The organism is Streptococcus hillyeri (assembly GCF_041081565.1).
Lineage (GTDB): Bacteria > Bacillota > Bacilli > Lactobacillales > Streptococcaceae > Streptococcus > Streptococcus hillyeri.
Genome location: NZ_CP163513.1, coordinates 276,483 through 290,396, shown reverse-complemented (window position 1 = coordinate 290,396; position 13,914 = coordinate 276,483). Strand labels below are relative to the sequence as shown.

The window sequence follows — 13,914 nt, the reverse complement described above, 5'->3', positions numbered from 1 at the left end:
GCGAACGGTCAAAAAGATAAATCTTCCTAGACTTTTCTTGACGCCCTCGCATCCTGTTCTTAGTTGAATTTTAGCTACAAATGTCTGCCAAGAAGATAAAATTTCCTAGAAACTGAGATTCCTGCGTCAATTTCCCTATTTTGGCTAGTATTTGTTTAACGCTAAAATATCCTATCTTACCAACGGAAGTGAGCAAACGCACGGTTAGCTTCAGCCATTTTGTGAGTATCTTCACGTTTCTTAACTGATGCACCTGTGTTGTTAGCAGCATCCATGATTTCTTTTGCAAGACGATCTTGCATAGTGTGTTCACCACGTGCACGTGATGCGTTTACCAACCAACGAAGACCTAAAGTTGTACGACGCTCTGGACGAACTTCAACTGGGACTTGGTAGTTAGAACCACCGACACGACGAGCGCGAACTTCAAGAACAGGCATGATGTTTTCCATAGCTGTTTCGAATACTTCGTTTGCATCATTACCAGTAGCTTCTTTGATTGTTTCAAAAGCACCGTAAACGATTGACGCAGCAGTACCACGTTTACCGTCAAGCATAACACGGTTGATAAGACGTGTTACAAGTTTAGAATTATATAATGGATCTGGCAAAACTTCACGTTTTGGAGCACGGTTTTTACGACTCATTTATCTTATCTCCCTTCCTTATTTAGCGCCTTTAGGGCGTTTAGCACCGTATTTAGAACGGCTTTGTTTACGATCAGCAACACCTGCAGTATCAAGTGCACCACGAACGATGTGGTAACGTACCCCTGGAAGGTCTTTTACACGTCCACCACGGATAAGAACAACACTGTGCTCTTGCAAGTTGTGTCCGATACCTGGGATGTATGCAGTAACTTCGATAAGGTTGCTCAAACGTACACGGGCAAATTTACGAAGGGCTGAGTTAGGTTTTTTAGGTGTCATTGTTCCAACACGTGTTGCAACACCACGTTTTTGTGGTGCAGAAACGTTTGTTTGAACTTTACGGTGACTGTTGTAACCAACGTTAAGTGCTGGTGATTTAGATTTTTCAACTTTTGATTGACGTGGTTTACGTACCAATTGGTTGATAGTAGGCATCTACATTTCTCCTGTGTTTTTTTAATTCTGGTTGGAAAGAGCGTTTGGTGACAACCTCAATCCTGTGTGTACTTTTGCAACATTTGTCAGCACGTCTCTGTACACTTTTGAGAGACCAAAAGTAAAAAGTACCGTCTAATATAATATCAAATACGGTACTTTAAGTCAACTATTTTTTCTTAGAAAATCATTTTATTTCGCTTTATTTTGTGGGAAAAGCAAGGCTTGGTTTGGCGTTAAGAGATAAGTCAGCAAAATGTCCGTTTTCATATTCAACAACGCTTGCTAAGGCAATCATTCCTGCATTATCACCACAGAGACGAAGCGGAGGAATAACGACATCGATATCAGTAATTTCTTTCGCCAATCGCTCTCTAAGTCCTCGATTAGCCGCCACACCGCCTGCAACAACCAACTGCCTAACAGGATAACGTTCTAAAGCTTTTTTCGTTTTTGCCAATAAAATGTCTAGCACTGCTTCTTGAAAAGAGGCACATAAATCTTCTGTTACTAACGTTTCTCCTTTTTGAGCAGCATTATGATGGAGATTGATAAAAGCTGATTTCAGACCAGAAAACGAAAATTCTAGGTGATCTTCTTTAATCATTGCTCGTGGGAAATTGTAAACATCTTGACCTTTGTGTGCCAACTCATCGATTTCACGACCTGCTGGATAGGTCAAGCCCATAACACGGCCGACCTTGTCATAGGCCTCACCAACTGCATCATCTCTGGTTTCACCGACAATTTCATATGCGCCAGCTTTTTCCACGTAAACCAACTCCGTGTGGCCACCACTGACCAAAAGCGCCATCAAGGGATATTGGAGTTCCTGCGTCTGATTCGCAGCCATCAGATGCCCTGCCATGTGATTAACAGGGATTAGCGGGAGATTGTGAGCCCACGCAAAAGCCTTTGCCGCAGCCATACCAACCAAGAGAGCTCCTACCAACCCTGGACCATAGGTTACCGCCACCGCCGACAAGTCTTTGGGTTCGATACCTGCCTCTGTCAAAGCATCCGCAATACAAGTTGTAATCACTTCAACATGATGACGGCTGGCAACTTCAGGTACCACACCACCAAACCGTTTATGACTCTCAACCTGACTGGCAATAATATTGGTTAATAATTCTTTATCATTTTTGACAATTGCCACACTCGTCTCATCACAAGAGGACTCAATGGCTAAAATATATCTATCTGTCATAATTTAAGCAAGAAGAATCTCTCAGATTCCCTCGTTATTTCCTTTCTCTTCTCATTAAAATCGCATCTTCAATCGGATTGTGATAATACTCTTTACGACGTCCAATCATTTCAAAATGGTATTTCTGATACAAAGCCTGCGCGGGTAAATTACTTTCTCTCACTTCCAAAAAAACAGTTTCAGAACGTTCGTCCAACTGTTCCATCAAGCGTTTTGCAACTCCTTGACCTTGATATTCTTTTCGCACTGCAATATTGGTAATTTCTAGCTCTCCAACTAGATTTTGAATAGATAAAAAACCGCCAAGCTGACCGTTCATGTATTCAAAAAAATAATCCGTATTTTCCTGTTCTAAGTCAGTAATAATCTGTTCGAGATTCCAAGGAGAAGTTCCATAGACGTCTGTTAAAACCTCGAAAATTTCACTTGCCCTATCTCTCATCTTACACTCGCTTAATATAAGTTGTCTCAACTTCTTGATTCGTTTTAAGCCAATTTTCCTCTGCTTCTACTTTTTTCAGATATTCTGGGACAAAAGCATGCGCTGAAACTGGCGATAAAGATTGACCAATTTTTCCAATCGTCGTAGCCGATGGCAAGGTCGGTTGAATACTCGCATTTGGCAGAGCTTCAACAATTTGGCTTCGAAATGCTTCCACTTCACCAACAAAAGTCACTTGAGCCATATCTTTTAGCTGATCTAAAAGTGTTGTAAAATTGATGTGACAATCTTGTTGTACTGCTCTGCCATTTTCATAAAAACCAGCATAAACGTTATTCCGACGAGCATCCATTACAGGAACTACTAAGCCTTCTATTTTGGGGCACAGCGCTTGTAGACTTGACACACCGACCAAATCAATATCAAGTGTGTAAGCCATTGTCTTTGCCGTTGCTACAGACACACGAAGCCCAGTGTAAGATCCTGGTCCTTGTGCAACGGCAATACGATCCAAGTCAGTTGGCACCCAATCAAGTTGCTTCATCAGAAAATCAATTGTTGGCATCAAGCTAATGCTATGATTTTTTTTGATATTAAGTGTTTGTTCTGCCATTACCTTGTCGCCATTTAAAAGAGCGACCGATAATGCTGTACTTGAGGTATCAAATGCTAATACTTTCATTGTTCTTCCTTTGATATAATCTTTTTCAATTATACCATAAATCACAAATACGAACCTTTGCAAAGATTTTCAATTGATTTTTTTACTCAAAACAGACTTTATGATATAATTATAATAATTGTAAACTCGGGTAAAAATTGATTAGACTGATCTTAACATAAAAATCATTCAAAACAAGGCTAGTTTTGGAAGGCTTTTTGCACAGTCAGCCCGCTCAAAAGAAAGGAAATCTAATGATTTATAAAGTATTTTATCAAGAAACCAAAAACCGTAGCCCTCGTCGTGAGACGACTAAATCTCTCTATTTAGAGATTGATGCTCAAACAGAACTGGAAGGACGCATCAAAGCCCGTAAGCTAGTTGAAGAAAAAACTGCTTATAATATTGAGCACATCCAACTCTTGGATGATAAATCACTTGCCTACGAAAAAGAAACTGGCGTATTCAACTTAACGGAGCTTTAATATGTCTAATATCAATCTAAAACCACATGAGGTTGGGGTTTATGCGATTGGTGGTTTAGGTGAAATCGGAAAAAATACTTACGGTATTGAATATCAAAACGAGATTATTATCGTAGATGCTGGTATTAAATTCCCAGAAGATGATTTACTTGGCATCGACTACGTTATCCCAGACTACTCTTACATCGTTGAAAACTTAAACCGTGTTAAAGCCTTGGTGATTACTCACGGGCACGAAGACCATATCGGCGGTATCCCATTCTTGCTCAAGCAAGCTAATGTCCCAATTTACGCTGGACCACTTGCTCTTGCATTAATTAAAGGTAAACTGGAAGAACACGGCTTACTTCGAGATGCGACTCTTCACGAAATCAATCACAACACTGAGTTAACCTTTAAAAATCTCAGCGTAACCTTTTTCCGCACAACTCACTCAATCCCAGAACCACTAGGTATTGTTATCCACACTCCTCAGGGTAAGGTAGTTTGTACGGGAGATTTCAAATTTGACTTCACTCCTGTAGGGGAACCAGCTGATTTACACCGCATGGCAGCACTTGGTGAGTCAGGTGTCCTCTGTCTGTTGTCAGACTCTACAAATGCTGAGGTGCCAACTTTTACCAATTCTGAAAAAGTCGTTGGGCAATCAATCATGAAAATTATCGAAGGTATTGATGGACGTATCATTTTCGCTTCCTTCGCTTCAAATATTTTCCGTCTCCAACAGGCTGCAGAAGCTGCTGTTAAAACCGGGCGTAAAATTGTTGTCTTTGGTCGCTCTATGGAAAAAGCCATCATCAACGGTGTTGAGCTTGGCTACATCAAAGTCCCAAAAGGTACAATCATTGACCCTAGCGAGATGAAAAACTACCACGCTAGTGAAATCCTCATTATGTGTACAGGTTCTCAAGGGGAATCCATGGCTGCGCTAGCACGTATTGCTAACGGTATGCACCGTCAAGTGACCTTGCAACCAGGTGATACTGTTATTTTCTCATCAAGTCCAATTCCAGGAAACACAACTAGCGTTAACAAACTCATCAACACCATTCAAGAAGCTGGTGTCGAAGTTATTCACGGTAAAATCAATAACATCCATACTTCTGGACACGGTGGACAACAAGAACAAAAACTCATGCTCCGCCTGATGAAGCCAAAATTCTTTATGCCAGTACACGGTGAATACCGCATGCAAAAAGTCCATGCCGGACTAGCAGTTGATACCGGCGTTCCTAAAGAAAATATTTTCATCATGGAAAATGGTGACGTACTTGCTCTGACTAAAGATTCAGCTCGTATGGCTGGAAAATTCAACGCGCAAGACGTTTATGTAGACGGAAACCGTATCGGTGAAATCGGCGCTGCAGTCCTTCGTGACCGTAAAGATTTATCTGACGATGGTGTCGTACTAGCAGTTGCTACCGTTGATTTCAATTCAAAAATGATATTGGCTGGTCCAGATATTCTCAGTCGCGGCTTTATTTACATGCGTGAATCTGGCGACCTTATCCGCGAGAGCCAACGCGTGCTATTTAATGCTATTCGTATCGCACTTAAGAATAAAGACGCTAGCGTTCAAACCGTTAGTGGCGCTGCGGTCAATGCTCTCCGTCCATTCCTGTACGAAAAAACAGAGCGTGAACCAATTATCATTCCGATGATTTTAACACCCGATGAATAGACTATTTCCGAGTTCTTACGAACTCGGTTTTTTCACGCTCAAAAAGCTCTCCGTCATAGAGAGCTTTTATTTTTTATACTTAACCAAATTCAAAAATTACTTTTTGTTTCTTTCTTAAAAGTGCGGACGCTCCAAAGGTCTGGGAGATCTTTGGAGGTGGGAAATAAGACGAACAGAGTTCGTCACAGTCGATAAGGTTCGGGGAACCTTTTGAGGTGGGAAATAGAGTTGACAAAGTCAACATCAAAAACCTCCTTTGGAGTTTCATTGCTAGATTTGAACCTACTTTTCTCAGTAGATGATTGGATGTACTTGTTGACTACTCAACAGCGTCCAACCTAATCATCCTTGCGGGGAACTACTACGAAATTGACTTTCAATTTCTGTAGTTCTCCCAAAAATCCGTTCTTATCAAGCCAATTGCCCTCGCTCTTTGATTTCTAAGCTTGGGCTGCAGCTGTCCACTGGACAGTTTCACTAATAAGAATACCACTATAACGAAAGAGACATTTTTTCTCGCTACGCTCTCAATGATATTAGAGATTCTAAAATGCTAATTTTGATTTTGAATGAGCATTAATAAATATCAAGGTAATTATCAATTTCCCATTGTGAAACAAAGGTTGCGTATGATGCCCATTCTATACGTTTAGCTTCTAGGAAGTTGTAGTAAATATGATCACCAAGAGCTGCTCTCACAACATCATCTTCTTGTAAAGCTTTAAGTGCATTGTGTAACGTAGAAGGTAAATCAATAATACCTGCTTCTCTACGCTCTTCAGCAGACATCGCATAAATATTTGTTTCAATCGGAGCTGGTGCTTCAATTTTATTTTCAATACCATCAAGTCCAGCCTCTAAGAGAACCGCAAGGGCAAGATAGGGATTAGCCATTGGGTCAACCGAACGAAGCTCCAAACGCGTTCCCATTCCACGTGAAGCTGGAACACGAATCAGCGGTGAACGGTTACGACCAGCCCATGCAATGTAAACTGGCGCTTCAAAGCCTGGAACCAAACGCTTATATGAGTTTACAGTTGGATTAATGATAGCCGTATAGTTGTAGGCGTGTTTCATCAAACCACCTAGGAAATAATAAGCATCCTCTGACAATTGCATTCCGCGTGGATCTTCTGGATCAAAGAAGGCATTCTCTCCTTTATCATTAAAGAGAGACATGTTACAGTGCATCCCACTACCTGCAATACCATATTTCGGTTTCGCCATAAAGGTCGCATAGAGCCCATGTTTACGAGCAATGGTTTTAACAACGAGCTTGAAAATTTGGATGTTATCACAGGCTTTTAAGACATCTGCATATTTGAAATCAATCTCGTGCTGACCAACCGCCACTTCATGGTGGCTCGCTTCCACTTCAAAGCCCATTTGCGTCAAGACATTCACGATTTCACGACGCGTATTATCTGCCAAGTCAGTCGGAGCAAGGTCAAAATAGCCACCTTTATCATTAACTTCAAGGGTTGGATTTCCTTGTTCGTCCAATTTGAAAAGGAAAAATTCTGGTTCTGGTCCAAGGTTAAATGACTTGTAGCCTACTTTTTCCATGTGACGCAAAGCCTTTTTAAGATTTCCACGAGGATCCCCAGCAAATGGCTCACCTTCAGCTGTATAGATGTCACAAATCAGACCTGCAACAGCCCCATTTTCATCTCCCCAAGGAAAAACTGTCCAAGTATCTAAATCAGGGTAAAGATACATGTCTGATTCGTTAATACGGACAAACCCTTCAATTGAGGAACCATCAAACATGGCTTTGTTTGATAACACTTTTTCCAACTGCTCTTCAGTCGCAGGAATTTCGACGTTTTTCATTACTCCAAGAATATCTGAAAACATCAAACGAAGGAAGGTGACATTTTTCTCTTTGACTTCACGACGGATGTCAGCTGCTGTGATTGTCATTTAAATTCTCCATTTTAATAAATCTTGATGCGCTATAGGCGCATACCACCAAATTGCGTACTAGGAGCTCCGAATCCCGCTTGAGTACGAAGTTCATCCTGTAAAAGTCGTCGAACATCAGCGTCTGTTAGAGCTTTTTTCTGTTGACTCTTAGTTTTTCTAGCCTCGTACTCACGCTTAATCGCCGCCATGTTAAGTCCTTCAGACAAGAAATCCTTAATCTCTAAGAGACGATCCATGTCATTTAATGAATACATGCGCCGATTACCTTCAGTACGTTCAGGCAAAATTAAACCTTGATCTTCATAATAGCGAATTTGCCTCGCCGTTAAATCCGTTAATTTCATAACGGTTCCAATAGGAAACACTGCTAACGTTCGCCTTAGTTCTTTTTCTTTCACAAAAATACTCCTGTTACTCTTACATTATAGGGGTTAAAAAAATGTCTGTCAAGTATTTATGTCACATTTTGTGACATCATTTTGAATTATTTTCTTTTCTGGATTAAAGTTCGTATTTTGTCAACATCTGCATTGACCAAAATTGCAATAAAAACACCGATAAAGGTTTCAAAGACCCTGACAATTGCATACTGAATCGGGCCACCAGATGGAGTGGACAAGGTAATAATCAAAAGAGCAGATACACCACCAATAATCCCTGATTTATTATTCATTGCCACATTGGTCATAATCGTCAGCATGGTACAAATAGGCACAAAAATCAAGAAAACCCACGATTGTCCATGAAGAATTTGAGACACAACAAAGAAAGCCACCGCATAAAGACCTCCGATGGTATTTCCCAAAATACGAGAACTTCCAAAGTGTAAACTCTGCCCAAAATCCTCACGTAGGCTGAAAACTGCCGTCAGGGCCGCGATATTTGTCCCTTCCCAACCTAAAAATTGAAACAGTAAAATAACTAAAAAAACTGATATTCCTGTTTTCAAAGTCCTCATCCCCAAACGAAACTTTTTAGGGTCAAAACGATAATTTTTAAACATAAGATTATTTTAACATGAACGAGAAGATTTTTGGGATAAATATGTTAGATAAAATAAATTCAACCTCTTTCTCAAAACATCCCAAAATTATTGATACAGACATTTCATATTTTTTCTCCTTGCACAAACACACGCCCTGCACAGCATTAATTTTTCTTCTTTAAAAAGAACATCACATAGATAAACCGTAGCAATTGAATAATCAGAAAGAGTGTTATTGCCACCTGAGCAATTTGCTTTGCAAGTTGGTTAACAACCAAATGATTATATCCATCTACATTGACTTTATCTTCAAAAGTCATAATAATGACAAAAAGGTAGCAAATACAAAAAAATGAAACTAAGTGAAAAAAAGTTTGGCACAGATTTAAAGCACGATGATTCCACAAATTCAAACTGTAATAAGGTAATATCCACTGTAAGAGAGCCATTCCAAAGGTAACCAATACAATAACTAGAAACATCGTTGAAAGCCAATAGCTAGTAACAAAACCAACGCTATAACTGATTAAAACAAAAGATACACAGAACATTATCCTCTCAAAGACACCGGTCAATTGAAATATCTGTCGACTTCCTTTTAGCATCCAAAGAATTAAAGACACCATCACCGCAAGAATAAAATAGTTAATAATCAACATACTCAAATCTCTTTTCTCTTTGTTGTAAACAGTTATTATTTTTATAGCGCTCAAATATTACTAGTCTTATATTTTTATTGCAATACAGAATAGATAAATTAGAAATAGCACGTCTTGCCATCAGTATAACATAATTGTATAAACAAAGAGAGGCCGTAACCCCTCTTTAAATCTCCTATTTTTCAGCAAGATCTGCCAATCTGGTAATACTTTACACCTTGCCAGATTTTCTAGTTCGCTACGCGTCACAGAAACTCTACGCCATGCACAGAGGCTGGGCAAAAAGTCTAAAAATAGCAAATGACTTAGAGTAACGTCGTCAAAAAACGTTGATTCTAAGCCATTTTATTTTGTTCAATTTTTAACAGCAAGGCGGAAATTTGAGTCTTGCCCAACCTCTAGCCTTCATTTTTGAACGCAGTAGCTGAATAGCAGTTCACTTCATTTCATTTGTGACCAACCTATTCAGCCTTGCGGGGGTGCGTCTACGAAATCAAAGATTTCTGACTTACCGCCTATTTTTCAGTTAATGCTGCAAGTCCAGGGAGAACTTTATACCTTGCTAGATTTTCTAACTCGCACTGCTTCGTAGAAACTCTACGCGATGTACAGAAAAAAGAGACCTGCGTCTCTTTTTTCTAGCCTTCAAGGCCTATTTTTCTGTCAATGCAGAAAGACCTGGTAAAACTTTACCCTCTAACAATTCCATACTTGCGCCTCCGCCCGTACTAATCCATGAGAATTTGTCTGCACGACCAAGGTTGATAGCAGCTGCTGCTGAGTCACCACCACCGATGATTGATTTCACGCCTGGTTGTTTAACGATAGCATCCATCACACCGATTGTACCAGCTTGGAAGTCTGGGTTTTCAAAGACACCCATAGGACCGTTCCATACAACTGTTTTTGCACCAGTCAATGCTTCGTCAAATTTAGCGATAGATTTTGGACCGATGTCAAGACCAAGGAAGCCTTCAGAAACAGCTTCACCTTCAGTATCGCGAACAGTTGTGTAACCTGCGAATGAGTCAGCTTCTTTTGAGTCAACTGGCAGGACAAGTTTACCATTTGCTTTTTCAAGAAGTGCTTTCGCAACATCCAATTTGTCTTCTTCAACAAGTGAGTTAGCGATTTCGATACCTTGTGCTTTGTAGAAGGTGTAAGTCATACCACCACCGATAAGGACTTTATCAGCTTTTTCAAGAAGGTTTTCGATAACACCGATTTTATCTGAAACTTTTGAACCACCAAGGATAGCCACGAATGGACGTTCTGGAGTTTCAACAGCTTCTTGGATGTAAGCAATTTCGTTTTCAAGAAGGAAACCAGCAACTGCTTTTTCAACGTTTGCTGAGATACCAACGTTTGATGCGTGCGCACGGTGAGCAGTACCGAATGCATCGTTTACGAAGATACCATCACCAAGTGATGCCCAGTATTTACCAAGCTCTTCGTCATTTTTAGATTCTTTTTTGCCGTCAACATCTTCAAAACGAGTGTTTTCAACCAAGAGAACTTGCCCATCTTCAAGAGCGTCGATAGCTGCTTCTAATTCAGCACCACGAGTAGCTCCTGGGAAAGCAACCTCTTGACCAAGTTTAGCAGCCAAATCAGCAGCTACTGGTGCAAGTGATTTACCAGCTTTATCAGCTTCTTCTTTCACACGTCCAAGGTGTGAGAAGAGGATTGCACGACCACCTTGTTCGATGATGTATTTGATTGTTGGAAGTGCCGCAGAGATACGGTTATCGTTTGTGATAACACCATCTTTCAAAGGCACGTTAAAGTCAACACGGACAAGAACTTTTTTACCTTTAAGTTCTACGTCTTTAACAGTCAATTTAGCCATTAGTAAGCTCCTTAAATTTTTAGTTTACTCGTTCATTATATCACAAAATGTTCAAAACTGCTAACATTCTGCCACAGTTTCTCGCTTTTTCATTTCTTCTGATGATAACTGACAAACCCCTGTCTTTTTGGTAGAATAGATAAGCACTAAATTGCACAAGACTGTATTTCTTGAAAGCGAGGAAAAAATGACAGATTATCCTATTAAGTACCGTCTCATTAAGACGGAAAAGCACACGGGTGCTAGACTTGGTGAAATCATCACCCCACACGGTACCTTCCCTACGCCAATGTTCATGCCTGTTGGGACACAAGCCACGGTTAAAACGCAGAGCCCCGAGGAATTGAAAGAAATGGGATCAGGTATTATCCTTTCAAACACCTATCACCTTTGGCTGCGCCCTGGGGATGAATTGATTGCCCAAGCTGGCGGATTACACAAATTCATGAACTGGGACCAAGCCATCCTAACAGATAGTGGTGGTTTCCAAGTCTACTCACTTGCTGATAGCAGAAATATTACTGAAGAAGGGGTAACCTTTAAAAATCATCTAAACGGCTCAAAAATGTTCCTCTCTCCAGAGAAAGCGATCTCTATTCAAAACAACCTTGGTTCTGATATCATGATGAGTTTTGACGAGTGCCCTCAATTCTACCAACCTTACGACTACGTCAAAAAATCAATTGAGCGTACCAGTCGCTGGGCTGAGCGAGGCCTTAAGGCACACCGTCGTCCACACGATCAAGGCTTATTTGGTATCGTTCAGGGAGCCGGCTTTGAAGACCTTCGTCGCCAGTCAGCTGCTGACCTTGTCAGCATGGACTTCCCAGGTTACTCTATTGGGGGACTTGCTGTTGGCGAAACGCACGACGAAATGAATGCCGTTCTTGACTTCACCACACCACTACTTCCTGAAAATAAACCGCGTTATTTGATGGGAGTTGGGGCACCAGATAGTTTGATTGATGGTGTTATCCGTGGTGTTGACATGTTTGACTGTGTCTTACCAACGCGTATTGCTCGTAATGGTACTTGTATGACCTCATTCGGTCGCCTTGTGATCAAAAATGCTCAATTTGCAGAGGATTTCACGCCACTTGATCCAGAATGCGATTGCTACACTTGCAAAAACTACACACGCGCTTATATCCGTCACTTGTTGAAAGCCGACGAAACCTTCGGTATCCGTTTGACAAGTTACCACAACCTCTACTTCTTGGTTAACTTGATGAAAAAGGTTCGTCAAGCTATCATGGACGATAACCTTCTTGAATTCCGTCAAGATTTCATGGAGAAATACGGCTATAACCGTTCAAACCGTAATTTCTAAACAACGACGTTTGGGGCACTGCTTGTCTCAAACGTTTTTTAACACACTGTCATCACTACTACAGGAGGCTTTCATGACTCAAGACTATATTTCATACATTCGCTCCAAAGTTGGACACGATAAGATTTTCCTAACCTTTGCGGCTGGTATTCTCACGGATAACTGCGGAGCTATTTTGCTGCAAAAGCGTGGGGACAAGGGCACTTGGGGACTTCTTGGTGGCTGTATGGAGCTAGGTGAAAGTTCCGTCGATACGTTAATTAGGGAATTTAAAGAGGAATCTGGTATTGCTATTATTCCCAAACGCCTGCTCAATGTCTATACGAATTTTGAAGATTCTTACCCCAATGGCGATGTCGCTCAGACAGTCGGAATTGTTTATGAGGTTGAAGCCAAGGAACCTTACGACATTAGCACCTTTTCAAACCAAGAAACCTTAGAGCTCCGCTTTTTTACTCAGGAAGAAACCAAGCAGATCACTATCGTTAATACCCAACACCAACTGATTTTGGATGAGTATTTTGCCCAAATCTTCCAACTAGGAAACTAGGAGGTACTTATGACCAAAATAGAACTACTAGATTATCTCCATAACTACCTTTCTGATGGTCAAAGGCACACTGTCCGTATTTTCGGACATGGCGGAGCAGGTAAGTCCACTTTTGCTAAGAAATTGCTGGAGATACTGCCTAGCGATAAGGTAAATCTTCTTGAAACAGATCCCTATATCATCAACGGAGAACTCAGGCAGCTGGTTTCTCCAAAAGCCTTTCCCAATCAAAAAGTGACAGCTAGCATGCCTATATCTCACGAGCTTAATAGCCTAAAAAGAGACATCACAGCCTTACAAATGGGGATGGACATCTTAACCATTGATGAACCTTGGGCGCCTAGCCGTATCCTTAAAGGCAGTAAACCTATTCTCATTATCGAGGGAATGTCTGCCGGCTTTTTAGAATAAGACACTTTTTGACTTGAGCATCGCACTGGTAACAGACGAAGAGACTGAGCTAAATCGCCGTCTCGAACGTGACACCAAAGTCCGAGGCCGACAAACTGACTTTGTCTTACAAGCACATCTTGCCAGGCGCCAACAGTATGAAACTTATTACAAATCCCACGAAGACTCTGCGGATATTATCATGTCGCAAATCGAACAACAGACAATAGTTATATCCAAAAACTAACATTACCTCTGTATGCATCATTTTTCAGAGGTTTTCTTTTTGTTTTTGTTAACCGATATTTAAAATTAGGTTGACACGGAAGATAAAAACCTTTAAACTATGACTTATGGAGATTAAAGGACTTGATTTAGATTCAGCTGGGCGTTGTCGTCATTATCATACATCCTGTGATATAGTGGCATTAAAGTGTGCTACTTGTCAACATTACTACGCTTGTTATCATTGCCATGATAGTTTGGAAAATCATCATTTTCAAGCTTCCAATGTCACTAGTGGCAAGCCAATTCTGTGCGGTAACTGTATGACTTATTTAGATTTTATAGACTATCAAACCGGTAGTTGCCCCAACTGTCATCATCCTTTTAATCCAAATTGTAAAGCACATTATTCTATTTATTTTAAAGGAGTTTAGTT

At 40.6% G+C, this 13,914-nt stretch carries 15 protein-coding genes and 1 pseudogene; 6 read left to right on the top strand and 10 right to left on the bottom strand.

Annotated features, from left to right (window positions below):
• Positions 1–176: 176 nt before the first annotated feature.
• The 5 genes from rpsG to tsaB all read right to left on the bottom strand — a co-directional run bounded on the left by rpsG (position 177) and on the right by tsaB (position 3,419).
• Positions 177–647, bottom strand: coding sequence for a 30S ribosomal protein S7 (gene rpsG, locus AB6M99_RS01465; protein WP_121835064.1), 471 nt, complete (start codon positions 645–647; stop codon positions 177–179).
• Positions 648–665: 18 nt separating this feature from the next.
• On the bottom strand, positions 666–1,085 hold the full coding sequence (gene rpsL, locus AB6M99_RS01460) for a 30S ribosomal protein S12 (protein ID WP_121835063.1): 420 nt from the start codon (positions 1,083–1,085) through the stop codon (positions 666–668).
• Between the two features lie 202 nt (positions 1,086–1,287).
• Positions 1,288–2,295 carry a tRNA (adenosine(37)-N6)-threonylcarbamoyltransferase complex transferase subunit TsaD gene (tsaD, locus tag AB6M99_RS01455; protein WP_121835062.1) on the bottom strand — a complete coding sequence of 336 codons (1,008 nt, stop codon included), beginning with the start codon at positions 2,293–2,295 and terminating at the stop codon, positions 1,288–1,290.
• A 34-nt stretch (positions 2,296–2,329) separates the two neighbouring features.
• Positions 2,330–2,737: a ribosomal protein S18-alanine N-acetyltransferase gene (gene rimI / locus AB6M99_RS01450; RefSeq protein WP_121835061.1), complete on the bottom strand. Its 408-nt coding sequence runs from the start codon at positions 2,735–2,737 to the stop codon at positions 2,330–2,332.
• A gap of 1 nt (position 2,738) precedes the next feature.
• Positions 2,739–3,419, bottom strand: a complete 681-nt coding sequence (gene tsaB, locus AB6M99_RS01445; RefSeq protein ID WP_121835060.1) for a tRNA (adenosine(37)-N6)-threonylcarbamoyltransferase complex dimerization subunit type 1 TsaB — start codon at positions 3,417–3,419, stop codon at positions 2,739–2,741.
• A 233-nt stretch (positions 3,420–3,652) separates the two neighbouring features.
• Here tsaB and AB6M99_RS01440 point away from each other — a divergent pair, with 233 nt between their 5' ends.
• Both AB6M99_RS01440 and AB6M99_RS01435 read left to right on the top strand, forming a co-directional pair.
• Positions 3,653–3,883, top strand: coding sequence for a DNA-dependent RNA polymerase subunit epsilon (locus AB6M99_RS01440; RefSeq protein WP_121835059.1), 231 nt, complete (start codon positions 3,653–3,655; stop codon positions 3,881–3,883).
• A gap of 1 nt (position 3,884) precedes the next feature.
• The gene (locus AB6M99_RS01435; protein ID WP_121835058.1) at positions 3,885–5,564 is read left to right on the top strand and encodes a ribonuclease J1; all 1,680 of its coding nucleotides are present in this window, start codon (positions 3,885–3,887) and stop codon (positions 5,562–5,564) included.
• A gap of 576 nt (positions 5,565–6,140) precedes the next feature.
• Here AB6M99_RS01435 and glnA read toward each other — a convergent pair.
• The 5 genes from glnA to pgk all read right to left on the bottom strand — a co-directional run bounded on the left by glnA (position 6,141) and on the right by pgk (position 10,983).
• The gene (gene glnA, locus AB6M99_RS01430; RefSeq protein ID WP_121835057.1) at positions 6,141–7,487 is read right to left on the bottom strand and encodes a type I glutamate--ammonia ligase; all 1,347 of its coding nucleotides are present in this window, start codon (positions 7,485–7,487) and stop codon (positions 6,141–6,143) included.
• A gap of 32 nt (positions 7,488–7,519) precedes the next feature.
• Entirely contained in the window at positions 7,520–7,888 is a 369-nt protein-coding gene (locus tag AB6M99_RS01425) for a MerR family transcriptional regulator (protein WP_121835056.1), read from the bottom strand.
• An 86-nt stretch (positions 7,889–7,974) separates the two neighbouring features.
• Positions 7,975–8,493 carry an aromatic acid exporter family protein gene (locus AB6M99_RS01420; RefSeq protein ID WP_121835055.1) on the bottom strand — a complete coding sequence of 173 codons (519 nt, stop codon included), beginning with the start codon at positions 8,491–8,493 and terminating at the stop codon, positions 7,975–7,977.
• Positions 8,494–8,639: 146 nt separating this feature from the next.
• Positions 8,640–9,134, bottom strand: coding sequence for a hypothetical protein (locus AB6M99_RS01415; protein ID WP_121835054.1), 495 nt, complete (start codon positions 9,132–9,134; stop codon positions 8,640–8,642).
• Positions 9,135–9,786: 652 nt separating this feature from the next.
• A complete protein-coding gene (gene pgk, locus AB6M99_RS01410) occupies positions 9,787–10,983 on the bottom strand; it encodes a phosphoglycerate kinase (protein ID WP_121835053.1) in 1,197 nt (398 codons plus the stop codon).
• Positions 10,984–11,170: 187 nt separating this feature from the next.
• Between pgk and tgt the strand changes: the two genes are divergently transcribed.
• The 4 genes and pseudogenes from tgt (at position 11,171) to AB6M99_RS01390 (ending at position 13,912) form a co-directional block, all read left to right on the top strand.
• Entirely contained in the window at positions 11,171–12,313 is a 1,143-nt protein-coding gene (gene tgt / locus AB6M99_RS01405) for a tRNA guanosine(34) transglycosylase Tgt (protein ID WP_121835052.1), read from the top strand.
• Positions 12,314–12,386: 73 nt separating this feature from the next.
• Positions 12,387–12,863 carry an NUDIX hydrolase gene (locus AB6M99_RS01400; protein WP_121835051.1) on the top strand — a complete coding sequence of 159 codons (477 nt, stop codon included), beginning with the start codon at positions 12,387–12,389 and terminating at the stop codon, positions 12,861–12,863.
• Positions 12,864–12,872: 9 nt separating this feature from the next.
• A pseudogene (locus AB6M99_RS01395) lies at positions 12,873–13,500 on the top strand (uridine kinase).
• A gap of 106 nt (positions 13,501–13,606) precedes the next feature.
• Positions 13,607–13,912 (top strand): CHY zinc finger protein, encoded by a 306-nt coding sequence (locus AB6M99_RS01390; RefSeq protein WP_121835050.1) that lies wholly within the window; start codon positions 13,607–13,609, stop codon positions 13,910–13,912.
• Positions 13,913–13,914: the final 2 nt, after the last annotated feature.

What these genes read in the sequence shown, in the direction of transcription:
- rpsG (WP_121835064.1), bottom strand. Translation starts at nt 647, where the DNA reads ATGAGTCGTAAAAACCGTGCTCCAAAACGTGAAGTTTTGCCAGATCCA.
- rpsL (WP_121835063.1), bottom strand. Translation starts at nt 1,085, where the DNA reads ATGCCTACTATCAACCAATTGGTACGTAAACCACGTCAATCAAAAGTT.
- tsaD (WP_121835062.1), bottom strand. Translation starts at nt 2,295, where the DNA reads ATGACAGATAGATATATTTTAGCCATTGAGTCCTCTTGTGATGAGACG.
- rimI (WP_121835061.1), bottom strand. Translation starts at nt 2,737, where the DNA reads ATGAGAGATAGGGCAAGTGAAATTTTCGAGGTTTTAACAGACGTCTAT.
- tsaB (WP_121835060.1), bottom strand. Translation starts at nt 3,419, where the DNA reads ATGAAAGTATTAGCATTTGATACCTCAAGTACAGCATTATCGGTCGCT.
- AB6M99_RS01440 (WP_121835059.1), top strand. Translation starts at nt 3,653, where the DNA reads ATGATTTATAAAGTATTTTATCAAGAAACCAAAAACCGTAGCCCTCGT.
- AB6M99_RS01435 (WP_121835058.1), top strand. Translation starts at nt 3,885, where the DNA reads ATGTCTAATATCAATCTAAAACCACATGAGGTTGGGGTTTATGCGATT.
- glnA (WP_121835057.1), bottom strand. Translation starts at nt 7,487, where the DNA reads ATGACAATCACAGCAGCTGACATCCGTCGTGAAGTCAAAGAGAAAAAT.
- AB6M99_RS01420 (WP_121835055.1), bottom strand. Translation starts at nt 8,493, where the DNA reads ATGTTTAAAAATTATCGTTTTGACCCTAAAAAGTTTCGTTTGGGGATG.
- AB6M99_RS01415 (WP_121835054.1), bottom strand. Translation starts at nt 9,134, where the DNA reads ATGTTGATTATTAACTATTTTATTCTTGCGGTGATGGTGTCTTTAATT.
- pgk (WP_121835053.1), bottom strand. Translation starts at nt 10,983, where the DNA reads ATGGCTAAATTGACTGTTAAAGACGTAGAACTTAAAGGTAAAAAAGTT.
- tgt (WP_121835052.1), top strand. Translation starts at nt 11,171, where the DNA reads ATGACAGATTATCCTATTAAGTACCGTCTCATTAAGACGGAAAAGCAC.
- AB6M99_RS01400 (WP_121835051.1), top strand. Translation starts at nt 12,387, where the DNA reads ATGACTCAAGACTATATTTCATACATTCGCTCCAAAGTTGGACACGAT.
- AB6M99_RS01390 (WP_121835050.1), top strand. Translation starts at nt 13,607, where the DNA reads ATGGAGATTAAAGGACTTGATTTAGATTCAGCTGGGCGTTGTCGTCAT.